The organism is Brachybacterium tyrofermentans (assembly GCF_039526165.1).
In the GTDB taxonomy this organism is placed as follows: domain Bacteria; phylum Actinomycetota; class Actinomycetes; order Actinomycetales; family Dermabacteraceae; genus Brachybacterium; species Brachybacterium tyrofermentans.
In genome coordinates this window covers 1-16,934 of the sequence record NZ_BAAAIR010000028.1, presented here as the reverse complement: position 1 = coordinate 16,934, position 16,934 = coordinate 1, and the positions used below count along the sequence as shown (strand labels likewise).

General features: G+C 61.9%; 15 protein-coding genes and 4 pseudogenes. 13 read left to right on the top strand and 6 right to left on the bottom strand.

Annotated elements, in window-relative coordinates:
- The first annotated feature begins 155 nt into the window (after positions 1–155).
- The 3 genes from ABD093_RS19715 to ABD093_RS05790 are packed head-to-tail and all read left to right on the top strand — an operon-like array spanning position 156 to position 1,166.
- Positions 156–407, top strand: a complete 252-nt coding sequence (locus ABD093_RS19715) for a tyrosine-type recombinase/integrase (RefSeq protein ID WP_377802445.1) — start codon at positions 156–158, stop codon at positions 405–407.
- A gap of 46 nt (positions 408–453) precedes the next feature.
- On the top strand, positions 454–672 hold the full coding sequence (locus ABD093_RS05795) for a helix-turn-helix domain-containing protein (RefSeq protein ID WP_343923087.1): 219 nt from the start codon (positions 454–456) through the stop codon (positions 670–672).
- A 47-nt stretch (positions 673–719) separates the two neighbouring features.
- Positions 720–1,166, top strand: coding sequence for a GNAT family N-acetyltransferase (locus tag ABD093_RS05790; protein ID WP_330884050.1), 447 nt, complete (start codon positions 720–722; stop codon positions 1,164–1,166).
- Between the two features lie 8 nt (positions 1,167–1,174).
- Here ABD093_RS05790 and ABD093_RS05785 read toward each other — a convergent pair.
- Together ABD093_RS05785 and ABD093_RS05780 are read right to left on the bottom strand one after the other, a co-directional pair.
- A pseudogene (locus ABD093_RS05785) lies at positions 1,175–2,063 on the bottom strand (IS5 family transposase).
- A 401-nt stretch (positions 2,064–2,464) separates the two neighbouring features.
- Positions 2,465–3,205 carry a hypothetical protein gene (locus ABD093_RS05780; protein WP_343923084.1) on the bottom strand — a complete coding sequence of 247 codons (741 nt, stop codon included), beginning with the start codon at positions 3,203–3,205 and terminating at the stop codon, positions 2,465–2,467.
- 871 nt (positions 3,206–4,076) lie between these two features.
- On the opposite strand from ABD093_RS05780, the gene ABD093_RS05775 reads away from it, so the two are divergent.
- A complete protein-coding gene (locus ABD093_RS05775) occupies positions 4,077–4,283 on the top strand; it encodes a hypothetical protein (protein WP_343923082.1) in 207 nt (68 codons plus the stop codon).
- Between the two features lie 109 nt (positions 4,284–4,392).
- Here ABD093_RS05775 and ABD093_RS05770 read toward each other — a convergent pair whose 3' ends face one another.
- A complete protein-coding gene (locus ABD093_RS05770) occupies positions 4,393–4,824 on the bottom strand; it encodes a hypothetical protein (RefSeq protein WP_343923080.1) in 432 nt (143 codons plus the stop codon).
- Positions 4,825–4,837: 13 nt separating this feature from the next.
- Positions 4,838–5,305, bottom strand: a complete 468-nt coding sequence (locus ABD093_RS05765) for an NlpC/P60 family protein (protein WP_343923078.1) — start codon at positions 5,303–5,305, stop codon at positions 4,838–4,840.
- On the opposite strand from ABD093_RS05765, the pseudogene ABD093_RS05760 reads away from it, so the two are divergent.
- The 3 genes and pseudogenes from ABD093_RS05760 to ABD093_RS05750 all read left to right on the top strand — a co-directional run bounded on the left by ABD093_RS05760 (position 5,304) and on the right by ABD093_RS05750 (position 8,222).
- Positions 5,304–6,319 (top strand): annotated as a pseudogene (locus ABD093_RS05760) (IS3 family transposase). The gene ABD093_RS05765 and the pseudogene ABD093_RS05760 overlap by 2 nt on opposite strands.
- Before the next feature lie 77 nt (positions 6,320–6,396).
- Positions 6,397–7,562 (top strand): IS3-like element ISAar24 family transposase gene (locus ABD093_RS05755; RefSeq protein WP_343923076.1). Its coding sequence is split into 2 segments (ribosomal slippage): positions 6,397–6,673 and positions 6,673–7,562, totalling 1,167 coding nucleotides; the frame shifts between segments, so codons are not numbered across the junction.
- An 84-nt stretch (positions 7,563–7,646) separates the two neighbouring features.
- Complete coding sequence (locus ABD093_RS05750; protein ID WP_343923074.1) at positions 7,647–8,222, top strand: hypothetical protein; 576 nt, start codon at positions 7,647–7,649, stop codon at positions 8,220–8,222.
- Between the two features lie 22 nt (positions 8,223–8,244).
- Here the strand turns inward: ABD093_RS05750 and ABD093_RS05745 are convergent, their stop codons facing one another.
- A complete protein-coding gene (locus tag ABD093_RS05745) occupies positions 8,245–8,874 on the bottom strand; it encodes a recombinase family protein (protein ID WP_343923072.1) in 630 nt (209 codons plus the stop codon).
- A gap of 473 nt (positions 8,875–9,347) precedes the next feature.
- Positions 9,348–10,243, bottom strand: a pseudogene (locus tag ABD093_RS05740) (IS5 family transposase).
- A 316-nt stretch (positions 10,244–10,559) separates the two neighbouring features.
- Here ABD093_RS05740 and ABD093_RS05735 point away from each other — a divergent pair.
- The 6 genes and pseudogenes from ABD093_RS05735 to ABD093_RS19705 form a co-directional block, all read left to right on the top strand.
- Positions 10,560–11,546 (top strand): extracellular solute-binding protein, encoded by a 987-nt coding sequence (locus ABD093_RS05735; RefSeq protein WP_343923070.1) that lies wholly within the window; start codon positions 10,560–10,562, stop codon positions 11,544–11,546.
- On the top strand, positions 11,530–13,326 hold the full coding sequence (locus tag ABD093_RS05730) for an ABC transporter permease (protein ID WP_343923068.1): 1,797 nt from the start codon (positions 11,530–11,532) through the stop codon (positions 13,324–13,326). The genes ABD093_RS05735 and ABD093_RS05730 overlap by 17 nt, the downstream gene beginning before the upstream one ends.
- Positions 13,326–14,504, top strand: coding sequence for an ABC transporter ATP-binding protein (locus tag ABD093_RS05725; RefSeq protein WP_343923066.1), 1,179 nt, complete (start codon positions 13,326–13,328; stop codon positions 14,502–14,504). The genes ABD093_RS05730 and ABD093_RS05725 overlap by 1 nt, the downstream gene beginning before the upstream one ends.
- Before the next feature lies 1 nt (position 14,505).
- Entirely contained in the window at positions 14,506–15,345 is an 840-nt protein-coding gene (locus ABD093_RS05720; protein WP_343923064.1) for a DUF1868 domain-containing protein, read from the top strand.
- Positions 15,342–16,019 (top strand): DUF1868 domain-containing protein, encoded by a 678-nt coding sequence (locus ABD093_RS19710; protein WP_377802443.1) that lies wholly within the window; start codon positions 15,342–15,344, stop codon positions 16,017–16,019. Before ABD093_RS05720 ends, ABD093_RS19710 begins: the two co-directional genes overlap by 4 nt.
- Positions 16,020–16,324: 305 nt before the next feature.
- Positions 16,325–16,934: pseudogene (locus tag ABD093_RS19705) on the top strand (transposase family protein); the annotation flags it as partial.

Here is a 16,934-nt window from a genome sequence, read left to right as displayed (position 1 = left end):
CCGTATTATTCCAGGTCAGGAGCACCTTTCTCTAAGCCGTCCGCCGGTCGGGACCACACCCCCATGAAATCCCGAGGTTAACTCCGGCCGCAGCCGACGCCGTCGCACGACAGTTCAACGATGTCTCTCCTGAACTCCCCTGGCTCTTCCCGTCAATGGGGCGCTATGCCGATGCACACCTCCAACCGATACGGGTTGGCGAACTCGTCAACGAGGCACTCTCAGGCCACTGGAGTGCACATACCTTGCGCCACCGCTTCGCAACCGAGGCATACCGGAGCTCCCGAGATCTCCTCCTAGTTCAGACGCTCATGGGCCACTCGAAACCTGAGACCACAGCCATCTACGTCGGCCTCGACACCGCCCAAGCGCGGTCAGTCATCAACGGAATCAGCTTGGTCGCGTAAACCAGCCTGGTCACGTAAAAGAGCCCGCTCATTGAAGAAAGGTCAGATGATGTCTAGTCAAGCCCGGGTCCTGGAGCGCCGGTTCATCACTCTCGAAGACGTACGTCAGGTCCTCTCCATCAGCGCCGCGCAGGCATACGCCCTCGTTCGGTCCGGCGAGCTCCGTGCGATCCGAGTCGGAGGGCGGGGACAGTGGCGCATCGAGAACGCTGAGCTAGAGGACTACATCCTGCGGTCTTACCATTCGCCGCAGGCACACGACTAGGGCGTGTCGCTAAAGTCTTCCAGCGCAGTTGTGCGATCGGGGAGACTGTGCGTGTGCTAGAGAACCAGCGAGTGCTCATCCGCCCCGCACGATTGGGAGACGCAGATCAGGTGTGGCCCTTGGTCCACGACTTCGGACCCTCGTTCGCTCCAGAACGCCGCGAGTTCGAGACGACCTGGCGAACGCTCAGCGAAACCGCCGACACGCTCGTCGCGGTCGCCGAGGTGACGGGGCACCAGATCGTGGGGTACGTATTGGCCAACAGCCGTCTGACCTTCGTTGCCAACGGACCTGTCGCCTGGGTCGAGGAAGTGATGGTCGCCAAGAGTCATCGCCGATTTGGCGTCGGGCGGGAGCTGATGGAACACGCCGAGAACTGGGCGGCCGAGCGCGGTGCCTCTTACTTGGCGCTTGCGAGTCGACGAGCAGGACCGTTCTATCTCAGGCTCGGCTACGAGGACGCGGCAGTCTTTTACAAGAAGCCCCTGGTCTGAGCACACCTCTAAAGCAGGTGGTTGAGCCATTGAATGATGGCGCGGAGAACGGTTCCGGCGCGGTAGGTCAGGGCGAGCTTGTCGTAGCGGGTGGCCAAGCCCCGTCATTGCTTCACGTCGCTATAGCCGCGTTCGATGACGTTGCGACCCCGGTACGCCTCGGTGTCCAGCCCGACGGGTCGGCCTCCGCGGGACCCGCGGTTGCTGCGATGCTGCTGCTGGTCGCGGGGCTCGGGGATGACGGCCTTGATCCCGCGACGGCGGAGGGTCTCGCGGGTGGCCCGAGAGGAGTAGGCCTTATCACCGCGCAGCATGTCCGGTCTTGTGCGTGGCCGGCCAGGCCCCTGGCGGGCGACGGAGAGGCCATCGAGCAGAGGAGCCAGCATCGGTGAGTCACCGTTCTGCCCGGGCCCGCACAGGACTACCAGGGGCAGGCCGTGGCCGTCGACGAGCTGATGGATCTTGGTCGAGAGTCCGCCGCGGGAGCGCCCCAGCGCGTGGTCAGGCGGCTCGACGCGAAGATTCTTGTGTTTCCACAATGCCCCCTGTGGTGCGCTCGAGATTAGTGCCGTGCTGGTGAGCGCGGCAGATCGTGGAGTCGACGGCAACCGACCAGTCCAACTTCCCGTTCGCGTCGGCACGGACCAGGAGCGCGTCAAGGATGCGGTCCCAGGTGCCGTCTGCGGACCAAGCGCGGTGGCGTTTCCACACCGTCTGCCAGGGCCCGAAGTCGGAGGGGAGGTCGCGCCAGGCGATCCCGCACCGGTATCGGTAGATGATTCCCTCGACCACCTGACGATGATCCCGCCTCGGCCTACCTGACCAGGGGCGTTGAGCCGGCAGAAGGGGCTCGATGGCCTCCCACTGGGCCTCGGACAACACACGTCGGCGACTCATTCATCCACCATCACGCCCTCGACCCCCACAAGCTTAGGAGACACGCCCTAGCACGCATAACTTCTATTATGCGTATTAGTTGGGTGGGGTTATGGCGATACCGAAGGCCCAGCCAGCTAACCCAATGAAACATCGAGGCTATGAGCCGTCAAACGTGTAGCCGACAAGGAGGAAGCAGACCCCCGCTGCACCTTCAAATGCGATAAGCCCTGCGACTGCCACGTGGCGAGGGTGCGGATGTGGCGGTCCTGAGATTCGCCGTGCTGGACAGAGGTCCTTACGAATAATTCGAATCTTCGCGCTGAGTAGCGTAAGGCCTCACCGATTGAAACAATCGGTGAGGCCTTACGCTACTGGGGAAGGTGAAGTGAACTAGCTCACTTCACGGATAAGAAGGGGCACTACTTGATGTACTTGTAGTCGCCGTAAGCGGTCATGACGCCCTTGTTGGTAACCCGGACGAGCAGGTGCTGCGTCCAGCCGACACCCTTAATGGGGCTGCCGTGCACTGCCATCTCGGCCTGTGCATGCTGCGAAGAAGACGACGTCTTGCGAACGATCTTGGGGCTACCGCACTTTGTTAAGTAGTTGCACCCACCGCCATAAACGCGCGTGATCGTGAACTTCCCACCAGAGCGCTTGCCGTCAAACTTGAACTTGGCGGTACCAATCAGGTAGGCAGCTTGAACATTGCACCCGGTGTAGGTGGTCGTTGAGCCAGAGGTCTTCTTCGAGGAGCATCCAACTCCCTTGACGGCGATTGCCTGGGTCGTGATCGTACCGGGCTTGGGGTCGTCCGCCTGGTCCCCTGAGGTCGAGGTGACGGTTGTGGCAGACCCGTCTGCGTAGCGGTAGACGGTAACGTAGCTGCCCTTTACTTCCTCAGTGGACTCCTCAGTCGGCGTGCTGTCGGGCTGCATTGAGTCCGGGACCTCCCCGGATCGAATCTTCGCGATAAGGCCTGCGATGTCGTTTCCTGATACACCGGCATCGCCAAAGAGCTCGGTGAGCTCAGTGTCCGAGTACGCTGCGAGACCATCCTGCTCTGGCGTTTCAGCTGTCGCGGTCGCTGGGAAACCGATCCCGATAATGAACGCAATAAGCAGGGCGGTCAGCGAGCCTGCGCGACGATTAGTTTTCACTTGTTTGCCCCACCCGTCTTGCCGCGTCCACGTCGGAACCCCTTGAATAGCGCGAAGCCGATGGCGCCGATCAGTGCGAGCCATCCTGCGCCAAACAGGACTTCACTGAGCTGTGGCACTACAAAATGCATCTATCCCCCTTGGTGTGGGCCATCACTCGATGGCAACGTTGCCAGAGGGGCTCCGCTGAAGCCAGCCCCTCGCGGGGCATTATACCACGATGGGTGGCCGGCGGCAGGGGCAGGCGCTTCTGTGCCTGCTTTAGTGCATTTGGCAATGCATTGCTCGAGGGGGGCTGCGGTGGGGATGGTTTGAGGGCTCTACGCAGCTACCCCCTGACCACGGTCAATCGCTTGAGGAGGCAGCTTTTGCGAAGACCGCCCGCCTGTCGGCGCCACTAGATAGTGTGACGGAACTTCGCGCCCTTGCGAGGTAGCACACGAATAAAGGGGTTTGATATGAAGCATGTCCAGAGGCGTACCGCGTTGGCCGCTCTTGCGGGCCTGGTAGTTTTCGGCGCTGCGCCGGCGGCTTTTACAGAGGGCGAGGGAGACGAGGTCAGCGAGAGTGAATTGCAGGAAGCTCGGGACTTGATCGCGGAGGTCGACAGCGATCTGGCGGCCCAGGGGACCTCTGTGAGCGAGCAGCTAGCGCTCCTTGAGGAGGAGACCGGGGAACGTTCATTGCGGGCGTTCAGGCTCGAGGTGGGAAGGTTTCTGAGGAAGATCTCCTTCGGGCCGCCGTGGCCTCGATCGCGGCCTCCTTCACCGCCCTCAACTTTAAGCTGGCAGCTGAGCTCCTGATTCGCTCGACCAAGAAAAATGGGGGCATCTACTTTCCAAAGTTCGGAACTCGCGCTAGCAATAGTCCGGTGATCTCTAAGATCAAGAAGGGCGCGCCGCTGGCTGGCTCTTCGGCGTTCAAGAAGACAAGTGGCGGTTCGTATCCGGCGGATCTTTACTATGCCATCCACAAGTTCAACTTCTCGAAGACTGGGGTGAAGAACCCCAAGTTCACGGTGACGGACGTGTACGACTTCGCGACCGAGAAGTACCAGGGAATTCAGGGAAGGCCGTAGCGACGATGGCCCTTGCACAGAAGAAGGGAGTCGTGAAGAAGTACACACTGAAGATCGCCGTGTGATCACCAGAAGAGGTGGGCCCGACTTTGGGCCCACCTATTCTGCGTCAGAAGATCTCTTCGAATACGTAGAAGTTGCCATCCGCGAGATTAAAGCAGGAGACTATATAGTTCTGATCGCGCTCTTCAGCCTCGCGGCACTTGAGTGACTCGAAAAACACCTCGTCAAGTTCCGCTCCAGAACTCTCGGAAATCGATTGTGGAGAAGTTTCTCCGCGCGCCACCTCGGAAGAATCCAGGGTGTATTCTGAATCATTCCAGTATCCGGATCGATCAGACTCCTCCATGGATATTACGTAGACGTCTCCTCGTCCGCCCTGGAAGTCCGAGTCTGTGCTGTAGTATTCTACAGTTTCGGAACTCTCGGGAGCCTCTATGCCCCAGTTTGATTCAATAAAAGAAGTATCGCCTTCTGACTGCGTTGAGTCCAACGAAGAGCAGGAAACTAGAGCCCCGAGAGAGGCGCCAATAATAGCCATTCTGACGAGCCGCCTAGAACACTCTCGGATCATGGTTAGCCCTCCCCTGGATGGTGGCCTTGTGATAGTGATGAATTTCTTCGGATGGTCCCGCCGCAGGTCCACTTCGCCTGGCCACCCTCGCCCTGGTGCCTCGGAGGCTGTACGTGCCAACGACCGCACCGAAGTTTAGCCAGTCCCCGGCGGGGATGCGGCGGATGCCGACGAAGGCGGGGTCGTGGAAGCGGATAAGGGAGATGCAGACGTCCATGGCGGATCGGGCGGCTTCGATCACCTGATCGTTGCCGATGTGCATGGTCACGTGGCTAATACCGGTGGAGCTTCCTACGCCGCCGGTGCGTCCCCAGGCTTCGTAGATGAGGTCGCCGGTCTGCATATCTTCGACAGTGACGGGGTAGGCGGCGGGGAAGGGGGCTGCCGCGCGGATAGGTGACATCTGATCTGGCTTGCCCTTTGGGCGGCCTGGAAGGATGTGCACCATGCCCGCTCCCTATCCCCAGGAGTTCCGCGAAGATGTCGTGCGTGTGGCCCGGTCCCGTGAGGATGGCGTCACGCTCGCGCAGATCGCGAAGGACTTCGGCGTCCACGAGATGACGCTCCATAAATGGATCCGCCAAGCAGACATCGACGACGGCAACCGCCCCGGAAAGACCCGCGAGGACTCCACGGAACTGCGCGAGCTCCGCCGCCGGAACCGGCTGCTGGAGCAGGAGAACGAGGTCCTCCGCCGCGCAGCCGCCTACCTGTCCCAGGCGAACCTGCCGGGAAAAGGTTCTACCCGCTCGTGAGCGAGCTCGCCGCTGACAACGTTCCCGTCTCGGTGTCCCTGCGGGTCCTGAAGCTCTCCCGCCAGCCCTACTACCGCTGGCGGAAACAGCAGGTCACCAACGCCGAGATGGTCGAGGCCTACCGAGCAAACGCCCTGTTGGACGCTCACCGCGATGACCCCGAGTTCGGCTGCCGGCTCCTGGTCGACGAAGCCGCCGATGAAGTCAACGAACTGTGGCTGACCGACATCACCGAGCACTGGACTGACGAGGGCAAGCTCTACCTCTGCGCGATCAAGGACGTGTTCTCCGGTCGCATCGTGGGCTACTCGATCAGCGACCGGATGAAGGCGCGTCTCGCAGTGAACGCCCTGGACAACGCGATATCCAGGCGTCGCGACGCTGCCGGTTGCATCGTGCACTCGGACCGCGGATCTCAGTTCAGGTCCCGAAAATTCGTGCACGCCCTGTACCGGCATCACCTCATTGGATCGATGGGCCAAGTCGGCGCTGCCGGCGACAACGCCGCGATGGAGTCCTTCTTCTCGTTGCTGCAGAAGAACGTCCTGGACCGCAAGCGTTGGCGGACCCGAGAGGAGCTGCGCATCGCAATCGTCACCTGGATCGAACGCACACATCACAGTCGTCGCCGGCAGGCCCGTCTGGGCCGATTGACCCCCATCGAATTCGAGACCATCATGAACCCGGCCGTGAGCCTCGCGGCCTGACACCACTGCTGACCTGACCTATGGCTCGGTTTCCAGTTGACGTCGCTAGTCGATGGTCTTCATGGAAGGCTCTTCGCATGCCACGCCCGTACCCTCCCGAGTTCCGTGCCCGTGCCATCGCTCTGGTCCGCGAGGGCCGCCAGGTCAAGCAGACCGCACTGGACCTGGGCATCCACGAGGTCACCCTCCACAACTGGCTGCGACAGGACGATATCGACCACGGCCGCCGGCTGGGACTAAGCAGTCAGGAATCTGCCGAGCTCCGCGCGGCGCGCGGCCGTGTCCGCCAGCTCGAGCAGGAGATCGCGATCCTCCGCCGGGCCGCGACGTGGCTCGACGAGGAGGGAGGAGTTGCCCCAAAAGGGCGCACCCGGTGATCGACCGACTCGTCGACGCCGGGGCACCCACAAGCACCTGCTGCCGCCTACTGGGCGTCTCCCGTCAGGGCTACTACCGGTACCGAAAGCGCCCGACCAGTGCCACTGAGCTGCGCCGCCGCTGGCTGACCGGCCTGATCCGGGAGATCCACGTCGCCTCCCGCGGCACCTACGGCTACCGCCGCATCCACGCCGAGCTCACCATCGGAATGAACATTCCGTGTTCCAGCCGGCTCATCTCCGTCCTCATGACTCGCGCCGGAATCGGTGGCCTTCCAGGCCCAGCCAGAATCAAGCGACTCAAGGGGGTCGCCACAGCGGACGACCTGGTCAACCGCAAGTTCCACCGTCTCGCGCTGAACGAGCTGTGGGTCACGGACATCACCGAGCATCCCACCCGGGAGGGCAAGATCTACTGCGCCGCCGTGCTGGATGCTTGCAGCCGCAAGATCATCGGCTGGGCTATCGACTCCAAACAGGACTCCACCCTGGTCGTGAACGCTCTGGACATGGCAATCCGTGCACGTCAGCCAGGGACCGGAGGGATCGTTCATGCGGATCACGGAGTCCAGTTCACCTCCTGGGTCTTCACTCAGAAGATCCGTTCAGCGGGACTGCTGCCGTCGTTCGGGACCGTCGGCGATGGCCTCGACAATGCGATGATGGAGTCGTTCTGGTCGACGATGCAGATCGAGCTGCTGAACCGGAAGAAGTGGAAGACGCGCATCGAGCTCGCGAACGCGATCTTCGAGTACATCGAGGTGTTCTACAACCGTCGTCGCCGGCACTCCTCCCTCGAGTACGCGACACCCCACGACTACGACCTCGCCCGCACCCCGCGGGCACTCACCACCATCGGAAGCTAGCGACCAAGAGTGGAAACCTAACCGTAGGGCAGGTCATGCTGTCACCTAAACGTGCGGCAGTCCCAAGCCACCCGCGACGATTGGATGAGCTGGGATCTCCACGAAGGCGGACGCGCTCACGTCGCACTCGATGAGCGGGAGCAAGCGCTCGATATCCTCGAAGAATCGAAATACACCGAGTCGCTCAACGCGCTACAGGCTTCGCATGTGCGGGTGGAGATCACCTCGCGCGGCAGGATGGCCCTCATGCGCCCGGACGTCCTGCTTACAAGCGGCCTGTTCGATGGCGGGCAGACGACGTCCTTCGATCAGCGGGTCGGCATCCAGGCCCAAACCTTCAACAATGACGGCGGGGCCGTCCAGACGGGTGACCACACCGTCCAGAACATCACGATTACCAACGCTCAGGTCGAGCGCATTGGCGAGGGCATCGCAGCCACCCGCGAAGTCCTCGCGCGGGAGGACCTCGATGAGCATGTGCGCGCCGAGGTCTCGGCAGCGGTCGATGAGCTCGAAGCTGCGGCTGCCGAGAAGGCCGAGACGGGAGTTCTGCACCAGCTCATTACGAAAGCAACCATGGCCGCTGCTGGCGCCGCGGGGAGCGCAGCCGGAGGTGCAGTCATCCAGAGCTTGGCCAGCATTGGTGCAGCCATAGTCTGAACACGTCTCATCGGAGTTGCCTCTATAGCGGCAGCTCTGGCTGTTCCAGGTATCGGTACAGCGTCGATCGACTGATCCCGTGCTCACGGGCGATTTGAACTTTGGGCGTGCCGGCGAGAGCCGCGTTGCGGACGGACCGGATCTGTTCGCTCTCTAGTGTGCGGGGCCGGCCCTTGTAGACGCCGCGCTTCTTGGCGGCGGCGATGCCCTCAGTCTGACGCTGACGAATGAGCTCGCGCTCGAACTGCGCGAAGGCGCCCATCATGTTCAGCTGGAACGAGGCCATCGGGTCCGCGTCACCCGGCGCGAAGGTCAATCGCTCCTTGAGGAACTCGATGCTCGCGCCCTTCCTGGGCTGCTGCTCGGCGTGTTCGGCGGGGTCGCCGGTGATCTGCTGAACGATGTCGTTGAGGTCGATGACCGAACGGGCGAGACGATCCATGGAGGCAACGACGACATGGTCGCCGTGGCGGACGTGCCGGATCAGCGCCTGTAGCTGCGGACGGTCGGTCGCGCTCTTTCCGGACTGCTTTTCGGTGAAGGTTTGGTCGCACTCCCCCACTGCCTCGAGCTGCCGGGCGAGGTTCTGGCCGGCCGATGACACTCGGAGGTACGCAACGCGCTGCCCCGGAGCACGATGTGTTCCATTCATGTCTTAGATCCTAGCCGAGACATGTGTCAAAACCGGTTTTTCGACCCTGTGGAACAGGGGCGACGCCTCGCCGGCAACTGTCGCTTTTGGGTATACCCCAAACGTGCACATGCTCCTCCCTGCACGCCCGGTTATGGGGTATCCGAGGTCGATGTCGCGTCGATGCGCGACAAAGGCAACCGCGACTGTCGACCGTCGCAACCATCAGGAGCGTGACCGTGTAGGCGGTCCTGTGGATTCCCGCCGCCTTGACGTGGGCGGGCCGGCGATTTGCCGGCACTCAGGAGCAGGACGTCGCGCTGAACACCGATGCGACCTCCACGTCGGTGCGGACCACCGCACGCGCCCGGTGATGAAGACCGGCAGCGGCTGCCGGAGCCACTCCCCCAAGGCGCTGCCCAGCACTTGTGAATCAGGATCCAGGGAACCGGCCCGACAGCGGCCCCGGGGTCGCTCCCGTCTAGGGCCTGTCTCTAAATTAGGTGTTTGAGCCACTGTGTGACGGCGCGGAGGACGACTCCGGTGCGGTAGGTCAGGGCGAGCTTGTCGTAGCGGGTGGCCAGACCGCGCCATTGCTTGACGTCGCTGAAGCCGCGCTCGACGACGTTGCGGCCGCTGTATGCATCCTCGTCCAGCCCGACGGTGCGTCCGCCGCGTGAGCCGCGGTTGCGGCGGTGGCGCTGCTGATCGCTGCGCTCCGGGATCACGGCCTTGATGTCGCGTCGTCGCAGCTCGGCCCGGATCGCGCGAGAGGAGTAGGCCTTGTCGCCAAGCAGCATGTCCGGGCGGGTGCGCGGCCGGCCAGGTCCGTCGCGGGCCACGGACAGGGCGGTGAGCAGGGGGGTTCAGCATCGGGGAATCACCGGCCTGGCCAGGTCCGCAGAGGATCACCAGCGGCAGTCCGTGGCCGTCGACGTGCTGATGGACCTTCATGGAGAGGCCACCGCGGGAGCGGCCCAACGCGTGGTCAGCCGGCTCGACGGCCAGATTCGTGTGATTCGGCAGTTCCCCCTGTGGCGCGGGGCAGGTTCGTGCCGTGCTGGTGGGCACGACAGATGGTGGAGTCGACCGCCACCGACCAGCCGAGCTTGCCGTCCGCATCCGCGCGGACCAGGGACCAGCAGAGCGTCCAGGACCCGGTCCCAGGTGCCGTCGCTGGCCCAGGCGCGGTGGCGCTTCCAGACGGTCTGCCAGGGACCGAACTCGGCGGGCAGATCGCGCCAGGCGATCCCGCACCGGTACCGGTAGATGATGCCTCGACGATCTGCCGATGATCCCAACGCGGACGCTCTGACCAGGGCTTCTGTCCAGGCAGTAGGGGGTCGATCACGTCCCACTGGGCATCGGACAACACGCTCTGACGACTCATCCCGCCAGCTTCCCGCATCACTCCGCCCAAACTTAGGAGACACGCCCTACGTCGTGGCCGTATGACGGGTCGACACCCTCGTCGGTGATCATCAAGTCGTCACGCCACGACCCTGGGCTTGGCCGACCGCGCTCAACTGCAAGGGGCCACTTCAGGCGCCTCGAAGGCTTGCGTTAGCTGCAACCGTCTCGTAACATTGCTTCGTCCGGGAACGCTCCCGGTCGGAAAGCTAACGTTACACACCAGCGAGATCCCAATGGAGGGAATTCGGATGCCTGGCACAAATCGAGTACCGGCAGGTCTAGCCTCGCTCGCGGTGATCGCAGCCCTTGCTGGCTGTAACCCCGCCAGCACCGGGGGCACCGAGACGCTGAGCGTCGCCTGCAGTCAGACGGAGGACTTCTGTGAGGGAATGGTCTCTGCCTTTACGGAAGCCACCGGCGTTCCTGCCACCTACCTTGGCCTAGGCTCCGGGGAGGTCATCGCCCGTCTCCAGTCGAACCAGGGCTCGGGCCCGGAGTTCGACGTGTGGGCAGGCGGCCAGAGCGAGAAGCACCTCGTGGCGGAGGAGCTCGGTTTCATTGAGCCGTACGCGTCCCCCGAAGCAGAGGACCTCGATTCCGAATATGTCGACTCTGAGGGCGCGTGGGCTGGGTTTTATACCGACTCCCTGGCTTTCTGCGTGAACACAACAGGTCTAGCCGACTCTGGCCTCGAAACGCCGTCTTCCTGGGACGATCTCACTGACCCATCGTATAAGGATACTGTCCTTCTGCCAAATCCACATTCCGTGGGCACTGGGTATATGGCGATTTGGACTCAGATGGTCCTTAATGACGGCGACGAGAACGCAACCATGAGCTACTTCAAGGACTTGGATGAGAATATCCTTCAGTACTCGGAGAGCGCGGCCAACGCCACCCTTATGGTCGGGCGAGGTGAGGCCGATGTCGCTATCGCCCTCGATTCCGACTGCGCCACGGCGAAACAGAGCGGGATGTCGGACCTGGAGACGATCTACCCTGACGAGGGAACGGGTTTCGAGGTTGGGGCCGTTTCCGTACTTTCGGGAACTGAAAACACTGCTCTCGCTCAACAATTCTACGACTGGGTGCTCACAACCGACGCACAAGATCTCTACCCAGACTTCAACAGCAACGCCGCTCCCGTGAACCCGGGGGCCAAGCTCGGCGAAGGCGTCCCCGACCAGTCACAGGTCAACCAGGTCGAATGGGACGCGGCTGAGGCTGCTGACGCGGAAGAAGGGCTCCTCTCCAGGTACACCGATGACGTCCAGAGCTGACATACCGGTTCCAACCCTGGCTCCTCCGGCCCCGTCGTCGGGGGCACGCGGCGGACGAAGAGGACGTTTCCTACGGGACCCGCCGACGCTGATCATCTCAGCCGCGGTCGTCCTTATCCTCCTCTTCGTCGTAGTCCGGCCGATCGCCATGATCATCTTGCGCGCCGTCAGCGCAGAGGGCCTGGAGGCGATCACCTCGCTCGTTACCAGCAAGGGCGGACTGACAGTCCTGGGGAATACGGTAAAGCTCGGCCTGACCGCAGCAACTATCGGCACTGTCATCGGCTTCTGCCACGCTTACGTGCAGGTCTTTCTCTCGGTTCGAGGCAAGCGCGTCGCTCACGTCATTGCCCTAACGCCCCTTATATCGCCACCTTTCGCCTTAGCCACAGCTATCCTGGCTCTCTTCGGGCGCAGCGGCCTCGTGAATGACTGGTTCGGGCTCGCACTGAACATTTATGGCTTTCCTGGCCTCGTCCTCGTGTTGGCATTGTCCTTCTCTCCCGTGGCGTACCTGAACCTCAAGGGGCTCATGCAGTCTCTCGATCCATCGCTCATCGAGGCAGGGGCAAGCCTGGGCGCCGGTCGGTTCCGCGTTCTCTGGAGGGTCACACTTCCGTTGCTCATTCCGGGGATTCTCTCCTCATTTCTCCTCTTGTTTGTCGAGTCGATCGCTGACCTGGCAAACCCCCTCGTGCTCGGAGGCAGTTACCGAGTCCTCGCGACCGAGATTTACTACTCTGTGACGGGGTCATTTTCGCTCCCCGTAGCGGCTGGCTACAGTGTTGCCCTCCTGGCGCCAGCGCTCATCGCCTTCTCTGTGCAGAAATACTGGGTGGCCAGGCACAATGTCGTCACGGTAACGGGCAAGTCTGGCTCAGCAACACGTGGGCGGGAATCCGCTCTCGTCGCGGCCCCAGTCGCGACGCTGTCGTTCGCCGCTCTCGGGTTAACCATCGTGATCTACGGGATCATCGTGGTCGGAGCCTTCACTACGTTACTCGGCATCGACAACAGCTTCACCCTCGATAACTTCACGGCAATCTTCCGCGGCGGGGCTTGGCGATCGTTCCTCATCACCGTGATGATGGCCGTTGTCTCCGCTCCGATCGCCGCGACATTGGGCGTCGTGATCGCTTGGCTAGTGGTCCGAAAATGGCGATCGAAGGCCGCTTCAACAGCATTGGACTTTACTGGAATGCTGGGCACCGCTGTTCCCGGGACAGTTCTCGGCATTGGCGCGGCCCTCGCGTACTCAGCGCCCATAAACCTCTTTGGTCGAGAGCTTGTTCCTCAGCTCGCTGGCTCTGCCGCACCGCTGGCTGGGGCGCTCGCCATCGTCCTCGTTTACATCGCACGCGGAATCTCTTCCGGTCAGCAGACGTCCATCGCCGCTCTCGGACAGATAAGTCCCTCCATCGAAGAGGCGGCAGCGTCGCTCGGCGCGGGTGGGGGGAAGACTTTCCTATCGGTGTCCTTGCCGCTCATCCGTCCCGCCGTAGTCGGCGGCCTCACATATGCAATCACCCGTTCAATGACCGTGATGACCGCCATCATATTTATTGTCTCCCCGCAGACTCAAGTTGTCACGGCACGCACTTTGCAAGAGGTTTCAACTGGGCGTTACGGCAATGCCTTTGCCTACGTCTTTATTCTGATCGTTGTCGTCCTCGCTCTGATGGGCATCGCTCATCTACTGACGAGCTGGCTATTCGCTCCCCGATCCCGGGCAGCATCACATGCACCGTCGGGAACAACTCTCCAGAGGAAGGAGCCTTGATGACCGCCTCATCGATCCCCAGCATCAAGCCGCCGCAACAACAGAACGTTTCTAACCCCAATGATGAAGGCTCGCTTCGCCTTACGAATTTAAAGAAGATTTACCCGGGGGGCCACGTCGGCGTACACCACCTAGACTTGGACGTCCGTGGCGGCGAGCTTCTCACGTTACTCGGCCCTTCAGGATGCGGCAAGACAACGACTCTACGGATGATCGCAGGGTTCGAGACTGTCACTTCGGGGTCCATCGAGCTTGACGGCCTCGCTTGCCAGAACCTTGCACCCAACAAGCGACCGATGGCCATGGTGTTCCAGTCTTATGCCCTTTTCCCGCACATGTCAGTCATAGACAACGTACGATTCGGCATGTCCTTGCGGAAGCTCCCCCGTGCGGAAACCGAACGCCGTGTCGCCGCCGTGATCGAGACCATGGGGTTGACCGACTACGTGGATCGATTCCCAAACCAGCTCTCCGGCGGACAGCAGCAGCGAGTTGCACTAGCGCGCGCCGTAGTGATCGAGCCGAAGGTCCTCCTATTCGACGAACCGCTCTCTAATCTCGATGCGAAGCTCCGCGGCATCATGCGTGGAGAGATCAGGAACCTCCAAAAGCGGCTCAGCATTACCTCGATTTTCGTCACCCATGACCAGGACGAGGCGATGACCATGTCCGATCGCATCGTCGTCATGAACGCCGGCCGAATCGAACAGGTCGGGAGCCCAGAGGAACTGTACCGTCGCCCGGCCACGAGATTTGTGGCCGACTTTCTAGGCAAGTCCAACTTTGTGGACGTGGATATTCTCGGTCTTAACGGCGATAAGGCGGAGATCGACCTGAACGGCCACAGCTGCCGCGTCGCTAATCCTCATGGACTGACGAAGGGGCGTGCGACGGCGCTCATCCGCCCCGAGTCAGTTGGACTCGGGCCAGCGGGAGACGAACGTGACGGCTGGGGTTTCGACGCCACCATCAGCGAACCCGTCTATTTCGGATCCCACGCGGAGTACACCCTCCGGCTTGCAAACGCCCTCTCGATCCTCGCCTCAGTCGAGAACCCCCATGCTGTCCACCCCGAGGGCACTTCGGCGCGCGCCACGATATCCACCGAAGATATCTGGCTGCTACCCGACTCAGGCGCACCTACTTCCATCGACCAAACATCCGAGAAAGGACTGTGAAATGACTGAAGAACAAATTACCCGCCGCCGCTCCCTTTTTGCCGCGACCGGCATCGCGGTCGGCACATTAGCATACGGTGCCATGCCGGCACGTGCTGAAGACGAAGTCGGAAATTATCGTTGCGTACCGCCGATCATGCCGCCGTTGAATAAACGCGCGCTCAACAAGACTGCTCAGGATGACTACCCTGGGGCCAAGTGGCACCCAGACGGGGCGGTCCGCCACTTCCCGGGGCTAACTTTCGTTTCCCCGCTAGATGACGGCGCTTTCAAAGACGCAATGATTGGCATCCGGCAGCGGATCCTCGATCGATCCCTCGGCTCTCTCTATGCTCTACTTCCCCCTGACACATACCACGTGACAATTGTCGCCAACGGACCGGTAGACTCGGACCGAAGTGATGACAAATGGCCGTCGATTGTCCCGACCAACATCAGTATTTCGGAAATGGCACGCGAGTTCGCAGCGCGAATCACCGATGCGTCGCTTCCGAAGCTCGGCGAAATACGTATGGCTCCGTTCGAGATTGGAAAGCAGACGAAGACCTCGGGCATAGGCGTGGGATTCCGAGTCGATGACCGGGATCGCGCTCGCCTCATTGAATTCGAGCTAGCGATAGTCGAGCTCCTTGGGCTCCCGACCCCCAAGGACAACGACTACCGCTGGCACTCGACCATCGGTTACAAGCTGTACGAGCCGACCGACAGAGAGCTACCGGAACTAGAGGAATGGAGGCAGGAATTTCTAGCATTGCTGCCTGAGGAGCTTGTGCTGCGTCGGCATGAATTCAATATCTTCGACAACATGACGGGGTTTTCGTCCCTGTACGACTTTAAGTGATCGATTCAGTCGACGCGTTTCCCGACGAAGCGGCGCTGGCAAAATTCTCTTCCACTGGCGTGCCGCGCCACTTCCGCGGGAACACAGTTCTTTCGATGATCGATCCTGGTGGAGAATTGGGGTCGTTACTCTGGTGCGTTCGTCGCCAATTTGAGGCTGCCACCAATGGGGCACTGGTCTACTTGCCGGCGTCTAGTTGGCACATGACGGTGATTGGATTAGTCATTGGCAATATACGTTCGACCTGGCCTCGCGCTCTGTCGGACGACGCTGTGCTAGCCGATGCCGATAGCCTAGCGCGCCAAGCCGTCGAGTCCGTGCATTCACCTATAGCCTGCGGGGTCCGAGCGGTAGGTATCACGGTTGGAGATGACCTTCGGGTCCAGCTTGTGCCAGCCGACCATCGATCATATCGTGCACTGTGGTCATATCGAGACGCCGTGAGCGCAACGGCAGGCATTCGTGCTCCTAACCACGACGCCTACTCCTTCCATGTAACCCTTGCGTACCGCGTCAAAGAGCCTACTCCGAAGGAGAAGAAGCGATGGACGAACCTTTGTGCGCAGGGCGTCGATACATCACGGTCGTTTGTACTTGAAGCGCCGTCCTTCCGGTATCATGAAGACATGACGAAGTTCACTCTCGAACCCGTAATGGAAGGCCGTGGTGCATAAGTCCCTGGTGCAGTCGGACAGACGCCGCGTAAATATCACCACCGCCGTAGTCAAGCGCGAGGGACCCTCGGGCCCTACCGCTAAGGCCCCAGCCCTATCTCTCTGTGACGCCTGGGCGTGCCAGCACCACAAATGACTAGGTCCCGATTCCGAACACCCTCGCGATCACAGTTGCCTCAGCGCCTCTTACCGGCTCTTCCCGCTTCGTGGTGATGGGGAGCGTCGCGTCGTTGGCGTAGAACGGCTCGTGGTCCTGCTGTGATGGGTGTTGTCAAGACATCCACATTTCAGAGGTCCACGAGCCTGTGCATGAGAATACTGGTTCGCAGCGGGATGCTGCGAGCACGATCTTCAACCTGCCCAACTACCGCGTCATCGACGCCATCGACCTGCCCGACGGGGACAGGCGGGTGGTGATCGCCTCGACCGTCCCGCCGGGATGTCCGTCCTGCGGGGTGCTCGCGACGAAGGTCCACTCCTGCCGGATGCAGCAGGTCCGGGACGTCCCCATCGCCGGCGCGGTAGAGGTGGTGTGGCCAAGCGTCGCTGGTTCTGCCTGGAGCCGGCCTGTGCTCGGGGCACGTTCGCTGAGGCCACCGAGCAGATCCCCCGATACGCCCGCTCGACCACCAGGCTGCGCGATCAGGTCGTCTCGGCCGTGATCACCTCCGGCCGGGCGGCGTCCGAGGTCGCCCGGGCGCACGGCGTCTCGTGGTGGCTGGTCCAGGCCGCCCTCAGCGCCGCCGCAGTGGTCCCGCCTGACGTCGACGACGGCCGAGTGACGCGTCTGGGCGTCGATGAGCACCGCTACCGGTCGGTGCGCTGGTTCCGCACCGATCAGGGCGCCTGGAAACGGTTCGAGCCGTGGATGACGACGCTGGTCGACCTGGCCACCGGGCAGGTCCTCGGCATCGT